A 15,268-nucleotide genomic window follows, 5' to 3' on the forward strand; every position below is an offset into this window, starting at 1 on the left:
AGGTGGCAGCGGCAAATCAATTACCTCCGGGGTTATTGAAGCGGCCCCGCCGGGCTGCGACACTAGCGCGCATGGATATGTGCCTTGATGGATTCGCGCGCCTGTTGCGGGAGTGGCGGCAGAAACGGCGCTGGTCGCAGCTCGACCTCGCGCTGACTTCGGGCGTTTCGCAGCGCCATATCAGCTTCCTTGAATCCGCACGGTCCAATCCCAGCCGGGCGATGATCCTGCAACTGAGCGAGGCGCTCGACGTTCCGCTGCGGACACGCAACCTGTGGCTCACGGCGGCGGGCTTCGCGCCGCTCTACGCCGCGCGCACGCTGGATGATCCGCAGATGGCGCAGGTCATGGGCGCGGTGCGCATGATGCTCGGCGCGCACGAGCCTTACCCGGCGCTGGCGCTCGACCGGGCATGGAACGTGCTGATCGCCAATCGGCCGTTCGACGCGCTCACTGCGCTGCTCGGCGCCGATATCTGGGAGCGTGTGGCGGGCGCGGAAGCAGGGGGCGAGCGCAATCTCATGCGCCTGTTCTTCCACCCGCAGGGCATCCGTTCGCTGGTGACGAACTGGGCGGCAGTCGGCCCCCTGCTGTGGCAGCGCGCGACGCGCGAGGCGCATGCGCTGGGCGGCGCCGACATGCTGGCCGTGCTCGATGAACTCGCGCCGTTTCAGGAGCCCGAGGTGCTGTGGTCCGCGATGGACAGCGCACTGCTGCCCGTGGTGCCGTTCAAGCTGGCGGTGGGCGATCAGCGGATCGCCCTGTTCGCGGTGATCGCCACTTTCGGCACGGCGCAGGATGTGACGACCGACGAACTGCGGATCGAGACGCTGTTTCCCGCCGACGCCGAGACCGAAGCGCTATTCCGCAACCTGCCGCTACCGCCCGCGCAGGGCGAATACCTCCTGCAATAACCTCCCGCGTAATTGGCAGCCTTCCCTGGCCGGTTCATGGTCTCATCTAGGACAAGGAGAGAACCCATGACCCCACTCGAGACAATCAAGGCCTTCATGAAGGCGATGGAGCCGCTCGATTACGATACGGCGCTCCAGTACGTGGCCGAGACCTGCGAATACACCAACCCGCCGCCCATCGGCACGGTGACCGGGCCTGCCGGCATGCGCGCGGTGCTGGAGCCGTTCTTCGCGCCGACGCTGGAGAACGCGTTCGTGATCCTGCGCGAGCTCGCCGCCGGCCCGGTCGTCATGCTGGAGCGGCTGGACCGGCACCGCCTTGCAGACAAATGGGTCGAGCTGCCGGTGACCGGCGTCTACGAAGTCCACGAGGGCAAGATCACCTACTGGCGCGACTATTTCGACGCGGCGACGATCATGTCGCAGTGGCCCACCGGCTGAACGCGGATACGAAAAGGGGCTGGTGGACGCCTGTCCGCCAGCCCCTTTTCTGTGCGCAGGTTGCCTGTCAGCGGATGCGGATCGGCAGGTAGATCGCGGGCTGGCCGCGACGCTGGATGCGCAGCAACACGGCCTCGCGGTTCTCGGTCTTGGCCTGGCGCACCACGGCTTCGAGATCGGCAGCGGTAGCGACCGGCTTGTAGTTGGCCGAAAGCACGATGTCGCCGCGCTGCAGGCCCTTGGCCGCCGCGTCCGCCGAATCGTCGACTGCCGTGATGACCACGCCCTTGGTGTCCTCGCTCGCGCCAAGCTGGCGGGCGATCTGCGGAGTGATCGGGATCGCCGCGATGCCCAGTGCCTGCTGCACGACCGGGCCTGCAGGCTTGCTCGGCTTGGCGGCGCCGCCGCCGAAGCCGTTATCATCGCCCTGCTGCGCATCGGGATCGAAGGTCTGCTGGGCGAGCTCTTCCTCGCTCGGCCGCTTGCCGACGATGGCCTGCACCGTCAGGCGCTGGCCGTTGCGGATGAGGTCGATCGGGATGCGCTTGCCGGGCGCGGTGTTGGCAACGATGAACGACAGGGTCTGGTCCGGCGTCACGTCCTTGCTATCAACGCGCACGACCACGTCGCCGGGCTGCATGCCGGCCTTGGCCGCGCCCTGTCCGGGTTCGACCGACTGGATGAACTCGCCGCGATTCTTGGCAAGGCCAAGGCTGGCGGCGAGGTCGTCGGAGAGCTGCTGGATACGCACGCCGAGGTAGCCGCGCTCGATGGCCTGGCCATTGCGCAGCTTCTCGACGATCGGGGCCGCGATTTCGGCCGGAATGGCGAAGCCGATGCCGACACTGCCGCCGGTGGGCGAGAAGATCGCGTTGTTGATGCCGATGACGTTGCCGGCCATGTCGAACATCGGCCCGCCCGAGTTGCCCCGGTTGATCGAGGCGTCGGTCTGCAGGTAACGGTCATAGGCCGAACCCGAACCGGTGTTGCGATAGACCGCCGAGATGATGCCGCTGGTGACCGTGCCGCCAAGGCCGAACGGATTGCCGATCGCGATGATCCAGTCCCCCACGCGGGCGTGGCGCGAATCGCCGAACTTCACGAACGGGAACGGCTTGGTGCCGGTGATCTTGAGCACGGCCAGATCGGATGCGGCATCGCGGCCGACGAGCTTGGCCGGATAGTCCGTTCCGTCGGTCATGGTGACGGTGATCGATTCGATCTCGCCCTGGCCTTCGGCGGTGATCACGTGATTGTTGGTGACGACGTAGCCATCAGCCGAAACGAGGAAGCCCGAGCCGAGCGACTGCGCCTCACGCGTCTGCGGCTGGCCGCCGCCACCGCCCTGTCCCCCGCCGAACAGATCGCTGAACGGGGTGCCGGCAAAGGGGTTGTTGTTCTGCACCTTCACACGCTGGCGGGTCGAGATGTTGACCACCGCCGGCTGGAGCTGCTGGGTGAGATCGGCAAAGCTGGCCGGGGCACCGCCGCGCGGGACGACCGACTGCATCTGGGCCGAATCGTTCTGCGCAACCTGGGCTCCGGCCGGGAAACCCGTCGTCAGGGTCAGCGCGCTGCCAGCGAGGAGCAGCGCTGTAGTCACTCCGTAAGCGTATCGCACGTGGCAATTCCTCTTCATCTCAGCGGCGGAGGGCGGGATCCCGCGCACTTGGTCCCCGGTTCCGATTCCGCGCATGCCGCTTTCACATCCGAGCGCCTGAACCGGGATTGAATAACATGTTCGGCCAGAAACGGGTGCGGTTACTTGCCGCCCTTGAACTGGCGCAGATAGGCGTTGTCAGGCGAAAGCACGATCGAAGTGCTGCTGCCCTTCTGCGCGAAGGTGTAGTCGTAACTGCGCATCGCCCGGTAGAAGTCGTAGAACTCCGGGTCTTTTCCGAAGCTGTCGGCATAGATCTTCGCCGCCTCCGCCGCCGCCGTGGCTTCGATGATCTGGGCATTCTTTCGCCCGCCCGCGCGGATCGTGGCGGCTTCCTGCTGGCGCGCGGTGCTCATCCGGGTGAAGGCGCTTTCGAGCGGGGCACCATCGGGCAGGTCCGCCCGCTTGATCCGCACATCGATCACTTGCGCGCCATATTCACGCGCCTCCTTGTCCAGACCCTTGCGGATACTGACCATGGCCTGCCCGCGATCAGCGGTGAGCAAGGAGCCGAAGGTGCGCTTGCCGAGTTCCTGGCGCAGCACCGAGTTGAGGATCGGCTGGAGCTGTTCGGCCACCTTGTCGACCGTGCCGGCGGTCTCGTACATCTTCACCGGATCGATGACGCGGAAGCGCGCATAGGCATCGACTTCAAGCCGGCGCTGATCGGCCGATGTGACCTGCTGGCGTTCGAGATCGACATCGAGCACGCGCTTGTCGATCCGCACCACCTGTTCGATGAAGGGAATGCGCAGCACGATGCCCGCGCCCGTCTGGCCGAAATCGACCTGGGGGCGGAAGCGGTTGACCACGCGGTTTGGCTCGCCCAGCCGGACGATCACCGCCTGCTCCTGCTCGCCCACCACGGTGACGCAGCTGAGCAGCACGACGATGCCGACGGCGAGCGCAATCAGCACTGCCTTCTGTTCCTGCCACAGGCGGATCAGGGTCTGTTCCATCTCAGCGGCGCTCCGTGTTGTCGGCAGGCGGGGTCTGCTTGATCCCCGGCAGCGGGAGGTAGGACATGACTCCGGAGGATTCGAGAATGACCTTGTCGGTCTGGCTGAGCACGCGCTCCATCGTCTCGTAATACATGCGCCGCCGCGTCACTTCTGGGGCCAGCTTGTACTGCGCATAGACCTTGTCGAACGCGGTCGCCTCGCCCTGCGCACCCTGGATCAGCTGCTGGGCCCGCGCTTCGGCGCGGTTCATGTCGCTCTGCGCATCCTGCTGGGCGGCGAGCACTTCCTTGAAGGCGTCGACAACCTTGGCCGGCGGGTCGGTCTTCTTGATTTCCACACCCTGGATCTTCACGCCCGAACGATAGGCATCGAGAATGTGCTGCATGCGTTCGCGCACGTTGGATTCGATCGATGCGCGGCCGGAGCCCATCGCATCGTTGAGCGAGACTTCGGCGATCGACTGACGCATCGCCGCCTCGGCCACTTCCTTCACCGTGGCATCGGGTTCGGCGAGTTGGAAGGTGTAGAGCTTGAGGTCCTTGATGTTCCAGCGGACGAGATAGGTCAGGTCGACGAGGTTCTGGTCGCCCGTCAGCATCAGCCGCTCGCTATCGCCTTCAGGGATGGAATCGCGGCGGATCGAAGTGACATCCTCGACCGTGACGGCCTGAATCGGCCAGGGCAGCGTGAACGAGACACCGGAATCGATGGTGTGGCTGTAGGCACCGAAGGTTGTGACGATACCCTTTTCCTGCGGGGATACGCGATGAACCATTGTGGCGCCGAGCCAGACGAGCAGGACAAGGCCGATCGCAACCGGCACCCATGAGCCGCCGCCGGGGCGCTGGGGCAGGCGGAAGCCGGGGCCTCCACCGCCGCCGCCACCGCCGCTGCGGCGCTTGAACAGATCCTCGAGGGTCTGCCCGCGGCGTCCATCGCCCGAGGAAGGCGGCAGCCAGGGATTGCGCGGACCGCTGCCGCGCGGGGGAGACGGCGGGCTTTCCGGAGCGGCGTCGCCGCTCTCGCCGCCATCGCCGACAGCTTCGCCCGAAGGCTCCCCGCTCCCCGCATCGCCTGCGCCCCAAGGGCTCTTCTTGCCGGCCATTGCCAGGCCGATCTTCGACATACGTCCACCGAAAGAAATCATGAGGAGGACTATAGGTACGCTCTGCGGTTAAAAACAGTGTCTCCCTGCCAAAATTCCTCTGCTAGGGGGCGTCCGTTAGGGCATACGCCCTCTAGACATGGGATGTTGGCATTGAGCCTTGATCAGACGGCACTGGAGCAGGCGATCCGCATGGCCGCCGGCGCGCGGCTGCAGACCGCGCGGACGGAAGGCGAAACCGCCTCGATCATCCTTGAAGTAAGCGGGCTCGACCGCGCGGGCCGCGATGCGCTGGAAGCCAAAGTGCGCGAGGCGGCGCGCGCCGCCGGGGCCGCCGATGTGCGCGTGGGGATGACCGCCGAACGCGTCACCCGGCGCATCATCGCGGTCGGTTCGGGCAAGGGCGGCGTGGGCAAATCGACGCTTTCGGCCAACCTTGCCGTGGCCATGGCCAAGATGGGGCGCAAGGTCGGCCTCGTCGACGCCGATATCTATGGCCCCTCGCAGCCGCGCCTGCTGGCGACCGAAGGCCGCAAGCCCGAGGCCGAGAATCAGAAGATCCACCCGGTGCCGAGCCCGTGGGGCGTGCCGATGCTCTCGATGGGGCATCTCGTCCAGCCGGGCCAGGCCATCGCGTGGCGCGGGCCGATGGCGGGCAATGCGCTGGGCCAGCTGATCGATGCGCACTGGGGCGATGCGGAGATTCTCGTCGTCGACCTGCCGCCGGGCACTGGCGACGTGCAGCTCACCATGCTGCAGAAGCACAAGCCGGCAGGCGCGGTGATCGTCTCCACCCCGCAGGATCTTGCGCTGATGGACGCCGCGCGCGCGATCCGCCTGTTCGAACAGGGCGATGTGCCGCTGATCGGCATGGTCGAGAACATGGCTGGTTACGTCTGCCCGCACTGCGGCGAGACGAGCGATCCGTTCGGTTCGGGCGGCGCTGAAGCTGCGGCCAAGACCATGGGCCTGCCCTTCCTTGGCCGCGTGCCGCTGAACCTCGCGATCCGCCAATCGAGCGATGCGGGCGAGCCGATGGCGGCGGGCGATAGCCCCGAAGCGGCGATCTTTGCCGGGATCGCGCAGCGCGTGCTCGCCTGGCTGGACGCGCAGAAGGGATGAGGCTCAAGGCATGAGGCTCACCAGGCGCGGGCTGCTGATCGGCGCGGGCGGCGCAGGTGCGCTGCTCGTGGCCTTCGCGCTCTCGCCCCGCCGCTATGCCAGCGCCCTTGTGGCGGGGCCGGGCGAGCATGTGTTCGACAGCTTCATCCGCCTTGCCGCCGATGGCGCGGTGAGCGTGGCCGTGCCGGTCTGCGAGATGGGGCAAGGCATTTCCACCTTGATGGCGCAGATCGTCGCGGTCGAACTCGGCGCGGACTGGAAACGGGTGGGCGTGGAGCCTGCACCGCCGAGCCCGGTCTACGGCGATGCGGTGCTGGCCGCGCGCTGGGGGCCGCTGTGGCAGCCACGCATGCTCCCCGCGCTGGCGGATTCGCCCGGCGACTGGCTGGCGCGCAACCACGCCGAGCGCGAGCCGCTGATGATCACCGCCGAGGGCACCGCGCTGGCAGCGTTCGAAGCGCCCTTGCGCGCGGCGGCAGCGGGGCTGCGCGCCATGCTGATGCAGGCGGCGGCGGCCAAGTGGTCCGCCCGGTGGGAGACGCTCGACACGGCGGGGCATTTCGTCGTGAACGGCAAGCAGCGGCCCAATGATCAGAAACTGGCCTTCGCCGCGCTGGTTGCGGATGCGGTGGCTTATGATCCGCCCGATCCGCCGGCCCTGCGCGCGGAGCCGCCGAAGGAGCGGCCCGGCCAGTTCCCCGATGGTGCCCGCCCGCGCTACCCCCGGCTCGACTTGCCCGCCAAGGCCGATGGCAGCTTCGTCTTTGCCGGAGACGTGCGCGTGCCGGGCATGGTTCACGCGGCGATCGTGCATGGACCGCAGGGCGACACGGTGCTTTCAAGCTTCGATCGCAAGGCGGCCGAGGGCATCCCCGGCGTCGTCGGCGTGGTCCAGTCGAAGCGCTGGGTCGCAGCAGCGGCGAAGACCTGGCACGCCGCGCACAAGGCAGTGCTGGCGATGGAGCCGCGCTTTCATGCCGCGGGGCGGATTGCCGATTCCCCTTCGCTCGATGCCCGCATCGATAGCGCCTTGCGCAAGGGAGCGGCGACCCGGCTCGAGGCGGAAGGCGATCCCGATGCCTTGCTTGCCAAGCCCAGCCTCACCGCACGTTATGATGTAGAGCCCGCGCCGCACGCCCCGCTAGAAACCGCCACCGCCACCGCGCGGCTGACCGGCGAGAAGCTCGAACTCTGGCTCGCGACGCAGGCGCCCGAACTGGTGCGGCGGCAGGCAGCGCGGGCTGCGGGCGTGCCGCGCCGCAATGTCGTGGTCTATGTGATGCACGCCGGCGGCAGTTTCGATGCCCGGCTCGATGCGCGCATCGCGGTGGAGGCGGTGGAGATCGCCAAGGCACTGGGGCGCCCGGTCCAGCTCGTATGGTCACGCTGGGAGGAATCGCTCGCCAGTTATCCGCGCACACCGGTCTCCGCGCTGCTGTCCGCTTCGATCGGGCCGGACAAACGGCAGTTGCTCGGCTGGCGCACGCGCATGGCGTTGCCCGCCACCGCGATCGAGGCAGGCGCGCGGCTGCTGGACGGGGCGGATGCCTTAGGCGCGCAGGCCGCCGCCAGAGGCCGCGCCGATCCGCTGGCCTGCGAAGGCGCGATGCCGCTCTATGCGATCCCGGAGCGCGCGGTGGATCACGTGCCGGTTTCGCTGCCGCTGCCGACCGCGCGCTATCGCGGCAATGCCCATGGCTACAGCGCGTTCTTCACCGAGAGCTTCATTGATGAATGCGCGCATTTCGGCGGGGCCGAGCCGCTGTCCTACCGCATCGGCATGCTCACCGGGCAGCCGCGCCTTGCCGCCTGCCTCGTCGGTGCCGCGCGGATGGCGATGTGGGGCGGCGGGGCGGATGCATCGGGGCAAGGGATTGCGTGCCACCGCATGGACCTCGCCGCGCCCGAGGGCCTGCGCAGCGGGTTCATCGCCGTGGTCGCCACCGCACGGCAGGAAGAAGGCGCGATCCGGGTCGACCAGCTCAGTGCCTGGCTCGATATCGGGCGGATCTTCAACGTCGATATCGCGCGCCAACAGGTCGAGGGGGGGATGCTGTTTGCGCTGGCGCAGGCGATCGGCGGCAGCACGGCCTATACGGCGGGCCTGCCGACAGCGGGCCGACTTTCGCAATTGGGCCTGCCGCTGCTTGCCGATTGCCCGAAGGTTGATATTGCGTTTGCCGAGTCGGACGAGCAACCGTTCGACCCGGGCGAGCTTGCGACAACCGCAGTCGCACCGGCCATTGCCAACGCGCTGTTTTCTGCCACAGGACTGCGCTTTCGCCGCCTGCCCCTGCTTTCTGAAGGCCTTTGATCAGCCCAATGGATAAACCTGCCGACCATCCCCGGGTTATCACCGGCAAGATCGGGGTGCTCCTGGTCAACCTCGGCACGCCCGACGCGCCCGACGAAGGCGCGGTGCGGCGCTATCTCGCCGAGTTCCTTTCGGACCGCCGCGTGGTGGAAATCCCGCAGATATTCTGGCAGCCGATCCTGCGCGGCCTCGTCCTTCGCACGCGGCCGAGGAAGTCGGCCCATGCCTATAGCCAGGTCTGGACCGAGGACGGCTCGCCGCTTGCCTACCACACCGCGGCGCAGGCACGCGCGCTGCAGGCGCGGCTCGGAGACGCGGCCATCGTGCGCTACGCCATGCGCTACCAAAAGCCCGCGATGGCAGTGGAACTCGACAAGCTGCTGGCCGATGGCTGCGAGCGCATTCTCGTCGCGCCGCTCTATCCGCAGTATTCGGGCGCGACGACGGCAAGTGCGCTCGATGCCGTGGCGAACTGGATCAAGGATCGCCGCCGCCTGCCCGCGCTGCGCACCCTGCCGCCCTATTTCGACGATCCGCTGGCGATCACGGCCCTGCACACGGACCTTTCCGCCCAGATCGCCGCGCTCGATTTCGAGCCTGAGCTGCTCGTCCTGAGCTTCCACGGCATGCCCGAGCGCACCTTGCGGCTCGGCGATCCCTATCATTGCCACTGCCAGAAGACCGCGCGCCTCCTGAGTGAGACTTTTGCCAGCTCGCACCCCGACCTGATGGTCGCGACCAGCTTCCAGTCGCGCTTCGGCCGCGCCAAGTGGCTGGAACCTGCGACGGACGACGTGATCAAGGTGCAGGCCAGCAACGGCATTCGCCGCATGGCCGTCGCCGCGCCGGGCTTCTCGTCCGATTGCCTCGAGACAATCGAGGAACTCGGCATCCGCGGGCGCGAGGATTTCGAAGCGGCGGGCGGCACGCATTTCGCCGCGCTCACCTGCCTCAACACCACCGAGGCCGGCATGGACATGCTCGAGGCGCTGGTGCGCAGGGAACTTGCAGGCTGGATTTGAGCTTGCGGAAATTGACTTTGCTTACAGGCGTGTCATTAACCGATCGGTTAAGGACGCAATCAGGAGCAAGGCATGGCCAGTCTCGCAGCTAACCATCCGCAACCGATCCGTCCGCAGGACGTGCAGAGCGAGCGCGGCAATCCCCACTGGGTCCGGCTGAAGGACGAGCGCGAGCTCGATTCGATTCCGGGTGAGGATGGCTGGCCGGTGCTGGGCACCACGTTCCAGCTGCTGGCCGATCCGATCGGCTACGGCAACCGCATGCGCGCGAAGTACGGCGACGTCTACCGCACGCGCAGCTTCGGGCGGCGGCAGGTCACGCTGATCGGGCCAGAGGCCAACGAACTCGTGCTGTTCGACCGCGACAAGATCTTCTCGTCCGAACAGGGCTGGGGCCCGGTGCTCAACCTGCTGTTCCCGCGCGGGCTGATGCTGCTGGATTTCGCCGCGCACCGTGCTGATCGCCGCGCGCTCTCGATCGCCTTCAAGCCGGAGCCGATGCGCCATTACTGCGCCGCGCTCAACGCCGATATCGCGCGCGGGGTGGAGGCCTGGGGCGAAGGGGAGCGCAAGTTCTATCCCGCGATCAAGGCGCTGACGCTGGAAACGGCGGCGACCAGCTTCCTCGGCCTGCCGCTGGGGCCGGAAGCGGACATGCTCAACAAGGCTTTCGTCGACATGGTGCAGGCCTCGGTCGCGCCGGTGCGGCGGCCGCTGCCGTTCACGGCGATGGGCAAGGGCTATGCCGGGCGCAAGCTGATGGTGGAGTACTTCACCCGCCTCGTGCGCGAGCGGCGCGCAAAGCCCGGGCAGGACATGTTCAGCCAGTTTGCCATGGCGCGGCGTGATGATGATCCGTCTGCCGACCTGCTGCCCGAGGACGTTGTGGTCGATCACATGATCTTCCTGATGATGGCAGCCCACGACACCATCACGAGCTCGTTCACCACGCTGATCTGGCACCTCGCGAAGAATCCCGAGTGGCAGGAGAAGCTGCGCGCCGAGGCACGTGCGGCGGCGGGCGGGGACGGCGTGGCGCTTGCCTTCGATTCGCTCGGCAAGATGGAGCTTGCCGAAATGGCGATGAAGGAAGCCCTGCGGATCATGCCGCCGGTCCCTTCGACCCCGCGCCGGGCGATGCGCGATTTCACCTTCGGAGGATATCGCATTCCCGCCGGTACCAATGTCGGTGTGAGTGCCGCTGCGGTCCACGCGGATCCGGCGCACTGGCCGGAGCCGGATCGGTTTGATCCGATGCGCTTCACGCCGGCCGCAGTCGCCGCGCGGCACAAGTATGCGTGGATCCCCTATGGCGGCGGCGCGCATATGTGCCTCGGCCTCCACTTCGCGACGATGCAGACCAAGCTTCTCGTCCACCACATCCTCACGCGGTACCGGGTGGAAGCGGAGCCGGGCTATGAGCCGACATGGCAGCCCTGGCCGATCCCGAAGCCCCGGGATGGCCTGCGCGTGAAGTTTGTGCGACTTGCCTGACTGTCCGCACCGCGCAAACGGTTGACGATTCGCCATGCCGCAGTTATGGGCCGCGCTTTCCCGGGAGGCTCGTCGCCTTGCCGGGGTGAACCGGATTGTTTGCGGCCCGTGCCAAGCGGGCTGCCAGAGCTCTTGAAACAGGACAGACATGGCCAATACGCCGCAAGCCCGTAAGCGCATTCGTCGCAACGCCAACCGTGCCGAGATCAACGGCAACCGTCTCTCGCGCATCCGCACCTTCGTGAAGAAGGTGGAGGCCGCGATCGCCGGTGGTGACAAGACTGCTGCGGCCGAAGCTCTTCACGCTGCCCAGCCGGAACTGGCACGCGGCGTGGCGCGCGGTGTGCTTCACAAGAACACCGTGGCACGCAAGATGTCGCGCCTGTCGAAGCGAGTCGCTTCGCTCTGATTCGCTTCGTGCGGGCCTGCACGGGCTAGCACTACGTACGAAAACGGAACGCGGCTGGTGTCTGTGACACCGGCCGCGTTTTGTTTCGCCCCTGTTACAGCGTATGCTGTCACGCTCCGCATTGGCCTTGTCACGCACAAGTCGCAGTTTTCTGCCGATTCGCAGGCGGTTCTAAACAAAATTCAATAAAATCAATTATTTGATTGATTTCCGCCATGTTTGCCAAGTCAAGATTCTTTATTTCAGTTTTTTTGCGACTCGGCGCTTGCGAATCTCTCCCCAAGGCCAATAGACAGTTCTTCCCGATGCGACGCGGACTCTGCCTCAGCAGGTTTGGTAGCCAATTCGGGGTCACGACATTCGCAAGTTTCATGACCGGGAGCAGGGGTGCTTTCCCGGTACGGGGTAGGACTATGCCTGCGGCAGGGGGTGCTGAAGCAGGCGATCTGGGTGAGGGTAGCGGCGCGTGAAAATGGATGAATTTGCAGGCGGCGGTGGACGGGGCACCGCAGCCCAAGCGGCAGACGCCGCACCAAGCAGAAAAGGACGGGACAACGCGATGATCGAGGACCAGGAAGCGCTCGATCTTGCGGCAGATTGGGCCGATATCAGCCAGGGCCTGAAGAAGGACCTCGGCCCGCAACTTCACAGCCAGTGGATCAAGCCGATTCAGGTCGGCACGTTCTGCAAGGAAACCGGGACGCTCGACCTGTTCCTGCCGACCGAGTTTTCCGCGAACTGGGTGGCCGACCGCTTTGCCGACCGGCTTTCGCTGGCATGGAAGATCGCGCGTTCGGAAGTGCGCCAAGTGCGCATCACCGTTCACCCGCGCCGCCGTGCGATGCCGGAACTGCGCATGGGCGGCATGCCCGCCAACGATACCGGGCCGATCACGCCGGTGCAGCGCCAGCCGGCGATGCCGCTCAGCGCCGATGCCGCCGTGACGGGGCTGGATCCTTCGCTGACCTTCGCCGAATTCGTTTCGGGCTCGGCCAACGTCCTGGCGGTCAACGCAGCACAGCGTATGGCCGCGCTGGAAACGCCGCAGTTCTCGCCGCTCTACCTCAAGGGCGCGACGGGACAGGGCAAGACACACCTGCTCCACGCCATCGGCCACGCCTATGCCGCCGCCCGCCCGGGCGCGCGCATCTTCTACTGCTCGGCCGAGCGCTTCATGATCGAGTTCGTGCAGGCCATGCGCTCGAACGAGATGCTGGAATTCAAGGCCCGTCTGCGCGGGTTCGACCTGCTGCTGGTCGACGACATCCAGTTCATCATCGGCAAGGCCTCCACGCAGGAGGAATTCCTCCACACGATCGACGCGCTGATGAGTGCAGGCAAGCGCCTCGTCGTCGCCGCCGATCGCGCGCCGCAGGCCTTGGACGGGGTCGAGCAACGCTTGCTCTCGCGCCTCTCGATGGGCCTCGTCGCGGATATCCAGCCGGCCGACATCGACCTGCGCCGCAAGATCCTCGAACACCGCCTCGCGCGCTTCACCAGCACGCAGGTGCCGGCAGACGTGATCGAGTTCCTCGCCCGCACGATCAATCGCAACGTGCGCGAACTCGTCGGCGGGCTCAACAAGCTGATCGCCTATGCGCAGCTCACCGGCCAGCCGGTCTCGCTCCAGCTCGCCGAGGAACAGCTCACCGATATCCTCTCGGCCAACCGCCGCCGCATCACGATCGATGAGATCCAGCGGATGGTCTGCCAGTTCTACCGCGTCGACCGCACCGAAATGGCCAGCAAGCGCCGTGCCCGCGCAGTCGTGCGCCCGCGGCAGGTCGCGATGTACCTCGCCAAGGTGCTGACGCCGCGCTCGTATCCGGAAATCGGCCGCAAGTTCGGCGGGCGCGATCACTCGACCGTGATCCACGCGGTGCGCCTGATCGAGGAACTGCGCACACGCGACGCCGATATGGACGGCGATGTGCGGACCTTGCTGCGGCAATTGGAAGACTGAAGAACCAGGGAGACCGCGAGGGCCATCGCCCTCGCGGTCCCAAGGGCTTTGTTCAAGCCGCCTCGAACTCTTCCGTATCGATCGTCGCCTGCATCACCGGACCATAGCGGTGGCCTGCCACGGTCTGGTGATTGATCAGCGCATCGACCTCGGCAACCAGCGCCACCGAAGGCTCCCAGTCCCACCGCGCGATGTTCTCGGCGAGATGATCCTGCCGCGAGGTGCCCGGAATCGCCACGACATGCGGCCCCCGCGCCAGCATCCAGCCCAGCGCCAGCTGTGCCGCCGTTACGCCTTCGCGCGCTGCCAGCGCGGCGAAAGCTTCCGCAAGCGTGAGGTTGTGCGCCCAGTTCTCGCCCTGAAAGCGCGGCATGTTCGGCCGGATATCACCCTTGGGCATCGCAGCGGGATCAGGCCGCTCATCCACCAGCAGCCCGCGGCAGACAGGCGAGAACGCCACGAAGGTGATGCCCAGCTCGCGGCAGGTCTCCAGCACCGCGATTTCGGGATTGCGCGTCATCGGCGAGTATTCGGTCTGCAGCGCGGCAATCGGATGCTCGGCATGGGCGCGGCGCACCGTATCGGCCGACATTTCCGAAAGGCCGATGCCGCCGATCTTGCCTTCGCGCACCAGATCGCCCAGCGCGCCGACCGATTCCTCGATCGGCACGGTGAAATCGCGGCGATGGAGGTAGTAGAGATCGATGTGATCGGTCTTGAGCAGACGTAGTGAAGTCTCGAGCGCACCCCGGATCGTCTCGGGCTTGCAATCGATCCGCCGCGCCTTGCCGTCGACGATGATCCCGGTCTTGCTGGCGAGGAAGAAGCGGTTGCGTTGGCCGGACAGGGCCTCGCCGATCAGCGTCTCGTTGTGGCCGTCGCCATAGATCCGCGCGGTATCGAGGTGATCGTAGCCCAGATCAAGCGCGCGGGCGAGGAGGCTCTTGCCGTCCTCGTCGCTCGGCGGAGTGCCATAGGCCCAGCTCAGCGACATGCAGCCAAGGCCGATGGGGTTGGTCTCGCGACCGGCAATCGTGCGGCGGGTACAGGTCATGGCAGCGCTCCTTTTCGCAAGGAGCGATGCCAGCCGGGCCGACACGACGTCAACCCGGCTGGGATAGGCTATTTCACCAGTTACTGCCCCAGTTACTGACCTTGCCGCGCGCGGGCGACATCATCCTGCGTCACCGGCACGATCTTGATTTCCACGCGGCGGTTGGCCGAACGGCCTTCCTCGGTGGCGTTCGAGGCAATCGGCTGGCTCTCGCCAAGGCCCTGGCTGCGGATGCGCGGCGCCGAAACCCCGCGCGAGGCGAGATAGTCCGCCACCGCTCTGGCGCGGTTTTCCGAAAGGCGCTGGTTGTAGGCATCCGAACCGGTCGAATCGGTGTGACCGGTCACGTCGATCAGCGAATCCGGATACTGCACCAGGCTCTGCGCCACCTTGTCGAGCGTGTCGCGGAAGCCGGGCTTGATCACCGTGCTGTCGGTATCGAACGTCACGCCGTTGGGCAGGTTGACGAGGATCGCCTTGCCACCATCGACCGGGCTGACGTCCACGCCGGTGCCGGCGGTCTGCTCGCGCAGCTGCTTGATCTGCTTGTCATAGGTGTAGCCCACCGCCGCGCCCGCCACGCCGCCGATGCCCGCGCCGATGATGCGGCCGGTGCCGCCGCCAATGAGGCCGCCCAGCAGCAGACCCGCCAGCGCGCCGCCGCCCGCACCAATCGCAGTGCGAGAAACCTTCTGCTGGCCGGTGTTGGGATCGGTCACGCAGGCCGAGAGGCTGACGAGCGAAACAGCGCAAAGGCTGGATACAAGAACGCGCCGGATTTTCATGGTACTTCCCCTGTGAACGGACT

At 66.6% G+C, this 15,268-nt stretch carries 13 protein-coding genes; 8 read left to right on the plus strand and 5 right to left on the minus strand.

What is annotated here, in order from left to right; genetic code table 11:
* Positions 1-71: 71 nt before the first annotated feature.
* Positions 72-914, plus strand: a complete 843-nt coding sequence (locus Q0071_RS14495) for a helix-turn-helix transcriptional regulator (protein WP_298170868.1) — start codon at positions 72-74, stop codon at positions 912-914.
* 66 nt (positions 915-980) lie between these two features.
* Positions 981-1,355, plus strand: coding sequence for a limonene-1,2-epoxide hydrolase family protein (locus tag Q0071_RS14500; protein WP_298170870.1), 375 nt, complete (start codon positions 981-983; stop codon positions 1,353-1,355).
* Between the two features lie 67 nt (positions 1,356-1,422).
* Here the strand turns inward: Q0071_RS14500 and Q0071_RS14505 are convergent, their stop codons facing one another.
* The 3 genes from Q0071_RS14505 to Q0071_RS14515 all read right to left on the minus strand — a co-directional run bounded on the left by Q0071_RS14505 (position 1,423) and on the right by Q0071_RS14515 (position 5,103).
* On the minus strand, positions 1,423-2,994 hold the full coding sequence (locus Q0071_RS14505) for a Do family serine endopeptidase (RefSeq protein WP_298170962.1): 1,572 nt from the start codon (positions 2,992-2,994) through the stop codon (positions 1,423-1,425).
* Positions 2,995-3,116: 122 nt separating this feature from the next.
* On the minus strand, positions 3,117-3,974 hold the full coding sequence (locus tag Q0071_RS14510) for a protease modulator HflC (RefSeq protein ID WP_298170873.1): 858 nt from the start codon (positions 3,972-3,974) through the stop codon (positions 3,117-3,119).
* 1 nt (position 3,975) lies between these two features.
* Positions 3,976-5,103, minus strand: coding sequence for a protease modulator HflK (locus Q0071_RS14515; protein ID WP_298170876.1), 1,128 nt, complete (start codon positions 5,101-5,103; stop codon positions 3,976-3,978).
* Between the two features lie 171 nt (positions 5,104-5,274).
* Between Q0071_RS14515 and Q0071_RS14520 the strand changes: the two genes are divergently transcribed.
* The 6 genes from Q0071_RS14520 (at position 5,275) to dnaA (ending at position 13,406) form a co-directional block, all read left to right on the plus strand.
* Positions 5,275-6,204, plus strand: a complete 930-nt coding sequence (locus tag Q0071_RS14520) for an Mrp/NBP35 family ATP-binding protein (RefSeq protein WP_298170965.1) — start codon at positions 5,275-5,277, stop codon at positions 6,202-6,204.
* 10 nt (positions 6,205-6,214) lie between these two features.
* Positions 6,215-8,518 (plus strand): molybdopterin cofactor-binding domain-containing protein, encoded by a 2,304-nt coding sequence (locus tag Q0071_RS14525; protein ID WP_298170879.1) that lies wholly within the window; start codon positions 6,215-6,217, stop codon positions 8,516-8,518.
* A gap of 8 nt (positions 8,519-8,526) precedes the next feature.
* Positions 8,527-9,540 (plus strand): ferrochelatase, encoded by a 1,014-nt coding sequence (gene hemH / locus Q0071_RS14530; protein WP_298170882.1) that lies wholly within the window; start codon positions 8,527-8,529, stop codon positions 9,538-9,540.
* A gap of 72 nt (positions 9,541-9,612) precedes the next feature.
* The gene (locus tag Q0071_RS14535) at positions 9,613-11,034 is read left to right on the plus strand and encodes a cytochrome P450 (RefSeq protein ID WP_298170885.1); all 1,422 of its coding nucleotides are present in this window, start codon (positions 9,613-9,615) and stop codon (positions 11,032-11,034) included.
* Positions 11,035-11,182: 148 nt separating this feature from the next.
* Positions 11,183-11,443, plus strand: a complete 261-nt coding sequence (gene rpsT / locus Q0071_RS14540; RefSeq protein WP_147159619.1) for a 30S ribosomal protein S20 — start codon at positions 11,183-11,185, stop codon at positions 11,441-11,443.
* Positions 11,444-12,002: 559 nt separating this feature from the next.
* Positions 12,003-13,406 (plus strand): chromosomal replication initiator protein DnaA, encoded by a 1,404-nt coding sequence (gene dnaA, locus Q0071_RS14545; RefSeq protein WP_298170889.1) that lies wholly within the window; start codon positions 12,003-12,005, stop codon positions 13,404-13,406.
* 52 nt (positions 13,407-13,458) lie between these two features.
* On the opposite strand, the gene Q0071_RS14550 is transcribed toward dnaA, so the two are convergent.
* Positions 13,459-14,460: an aldo/keto reductase gene (locus Q0071_RS14550; RefSeq protein WP_298170892.1), complete on the minus strand. Its 1,002-nt coding sequence runs from the start codon at positions 14,458-14,460 to the stop codon at positions 13,459-13,461.
* A 92-nt stretch (positions 14,461-14,552) separates the two neighbouring features.
* Positions 14,553-15,245 carry an OmpA family protein gene (locus Q0071_RS14555; protein ID WP_298170895.1) on the minus strand — a complete coding sequence of 231 codons (693 nt, stop codon included), beginning with the start codon at positions 15,243-15,245 and terminating at the stop codon, positions 14,553-14,555.
* Positions 15,246-15,268: the final 23 nt, after the last annotated feature.

Origin of the sequence: Novosphingobium sp. (assembly GCF_027486195.1) — a bacterium.
Taxonomy (GTDB): Bacteria; Pseudomonadota; Alphaproteobacteria; order Sphingomonadales; family Sphingomonadaceae; genus Novosphingobium.

Excerpts from the sequence above, each read along its gene's own strand:
- Q0071_RS14495 (WP_298170868.1), top strand. The coding sequence starts at position 72 with ATGGATATGTGCCTTGATGGATTCGCGCGCCTGTTGCGGGAGTGGCGG.
- Q0071_RS14500 (WP_298170870.1), top strand. The coding sequence starts at position 981 with ATGACCCCACTCGAGACAATCAAGGCCTTCATGAAGGCGATGGAGCCG.
- Q0071_RS14505 (WP_298170962.1), bottom strand. The coding sequence starts at position 2,994 with ATGAAGAGGAATTGCCACGTGCGATACGCTTACGGAGTGACTACAGCG.
- Q0071_RS14510 (WP_298170873.1), bottom strand. The coding sequence starts at position 3,974 with ATGGAACAGACCCTGATCCGCCTGTGGCAGGAACAGAAGGCAGTGCTG.
- Q0071_RS14515 (WP_298170876.1), bottom strand. The coding sequence starts at position 5,103 with ATGTCGAAGATCGGCCTGGCAATGGCCGGCAAGAAGAGCCCTTGGGGC.
- Q0071_RS14520 (WP_298170965.1), top strand. The coding sequence starts at position 5,275 with ATGGCCGCCGGCGCGCGGCTGCAGACCGCGCGGACGGAAGGCGAAACC.
- Q0071_RS14525 (WP_298170879.1), top strand. The coding sequence starts at position 6,215 with ATGAGGCTCACCAGGCGCGGGCTGCTGATCGGCGCGGGCGGCGCAGGT.
- hemH (WP_298170882.1), top strand. The coding sequence starts at position 8,527 with ATGGATAAACCTGCCGACCATCCCCGGGTTATCACCGGCAAGATCGGG.
- Q0071_RS14535 (WP_298170885.1), top strand. The coding sequence starts at position 9,613 with ATGGCCAGTCTCGCAGCTAACCATCCGCAACCGATCCGTCCGCAGGAC.
- rpsT (WP_147159619.1), top strand. The coding sequence starts at position 11,183 with ATGGCCAATACGCCGCAAGCCCGTAAGCGCATTCGTCGCAACGCCAAC.
- dnaA (WP_298170889.1), top strand. The coding sequence starts at position 12,003 with ATGATCGAGGACCAGGAAGCGCTCGATCTTGCGGCAGATTGGGCCGAT.
- Q0071_RS14550 (WP_298170892.1), bottom strand. The coding sequence starts at position 14,460 with ATGACCTGTACCCGCCGCACGATTGCCGGTCGCGAGACCAACCCCATC.
- Q0071_RS14555 (WP_298170895.1), bottom strand. The coding sequence starts at position 15,245 with ATGAAAATCCGGCGCGTTCTTGTATCCAGCCTTTGCGCTGTTTCGCTC.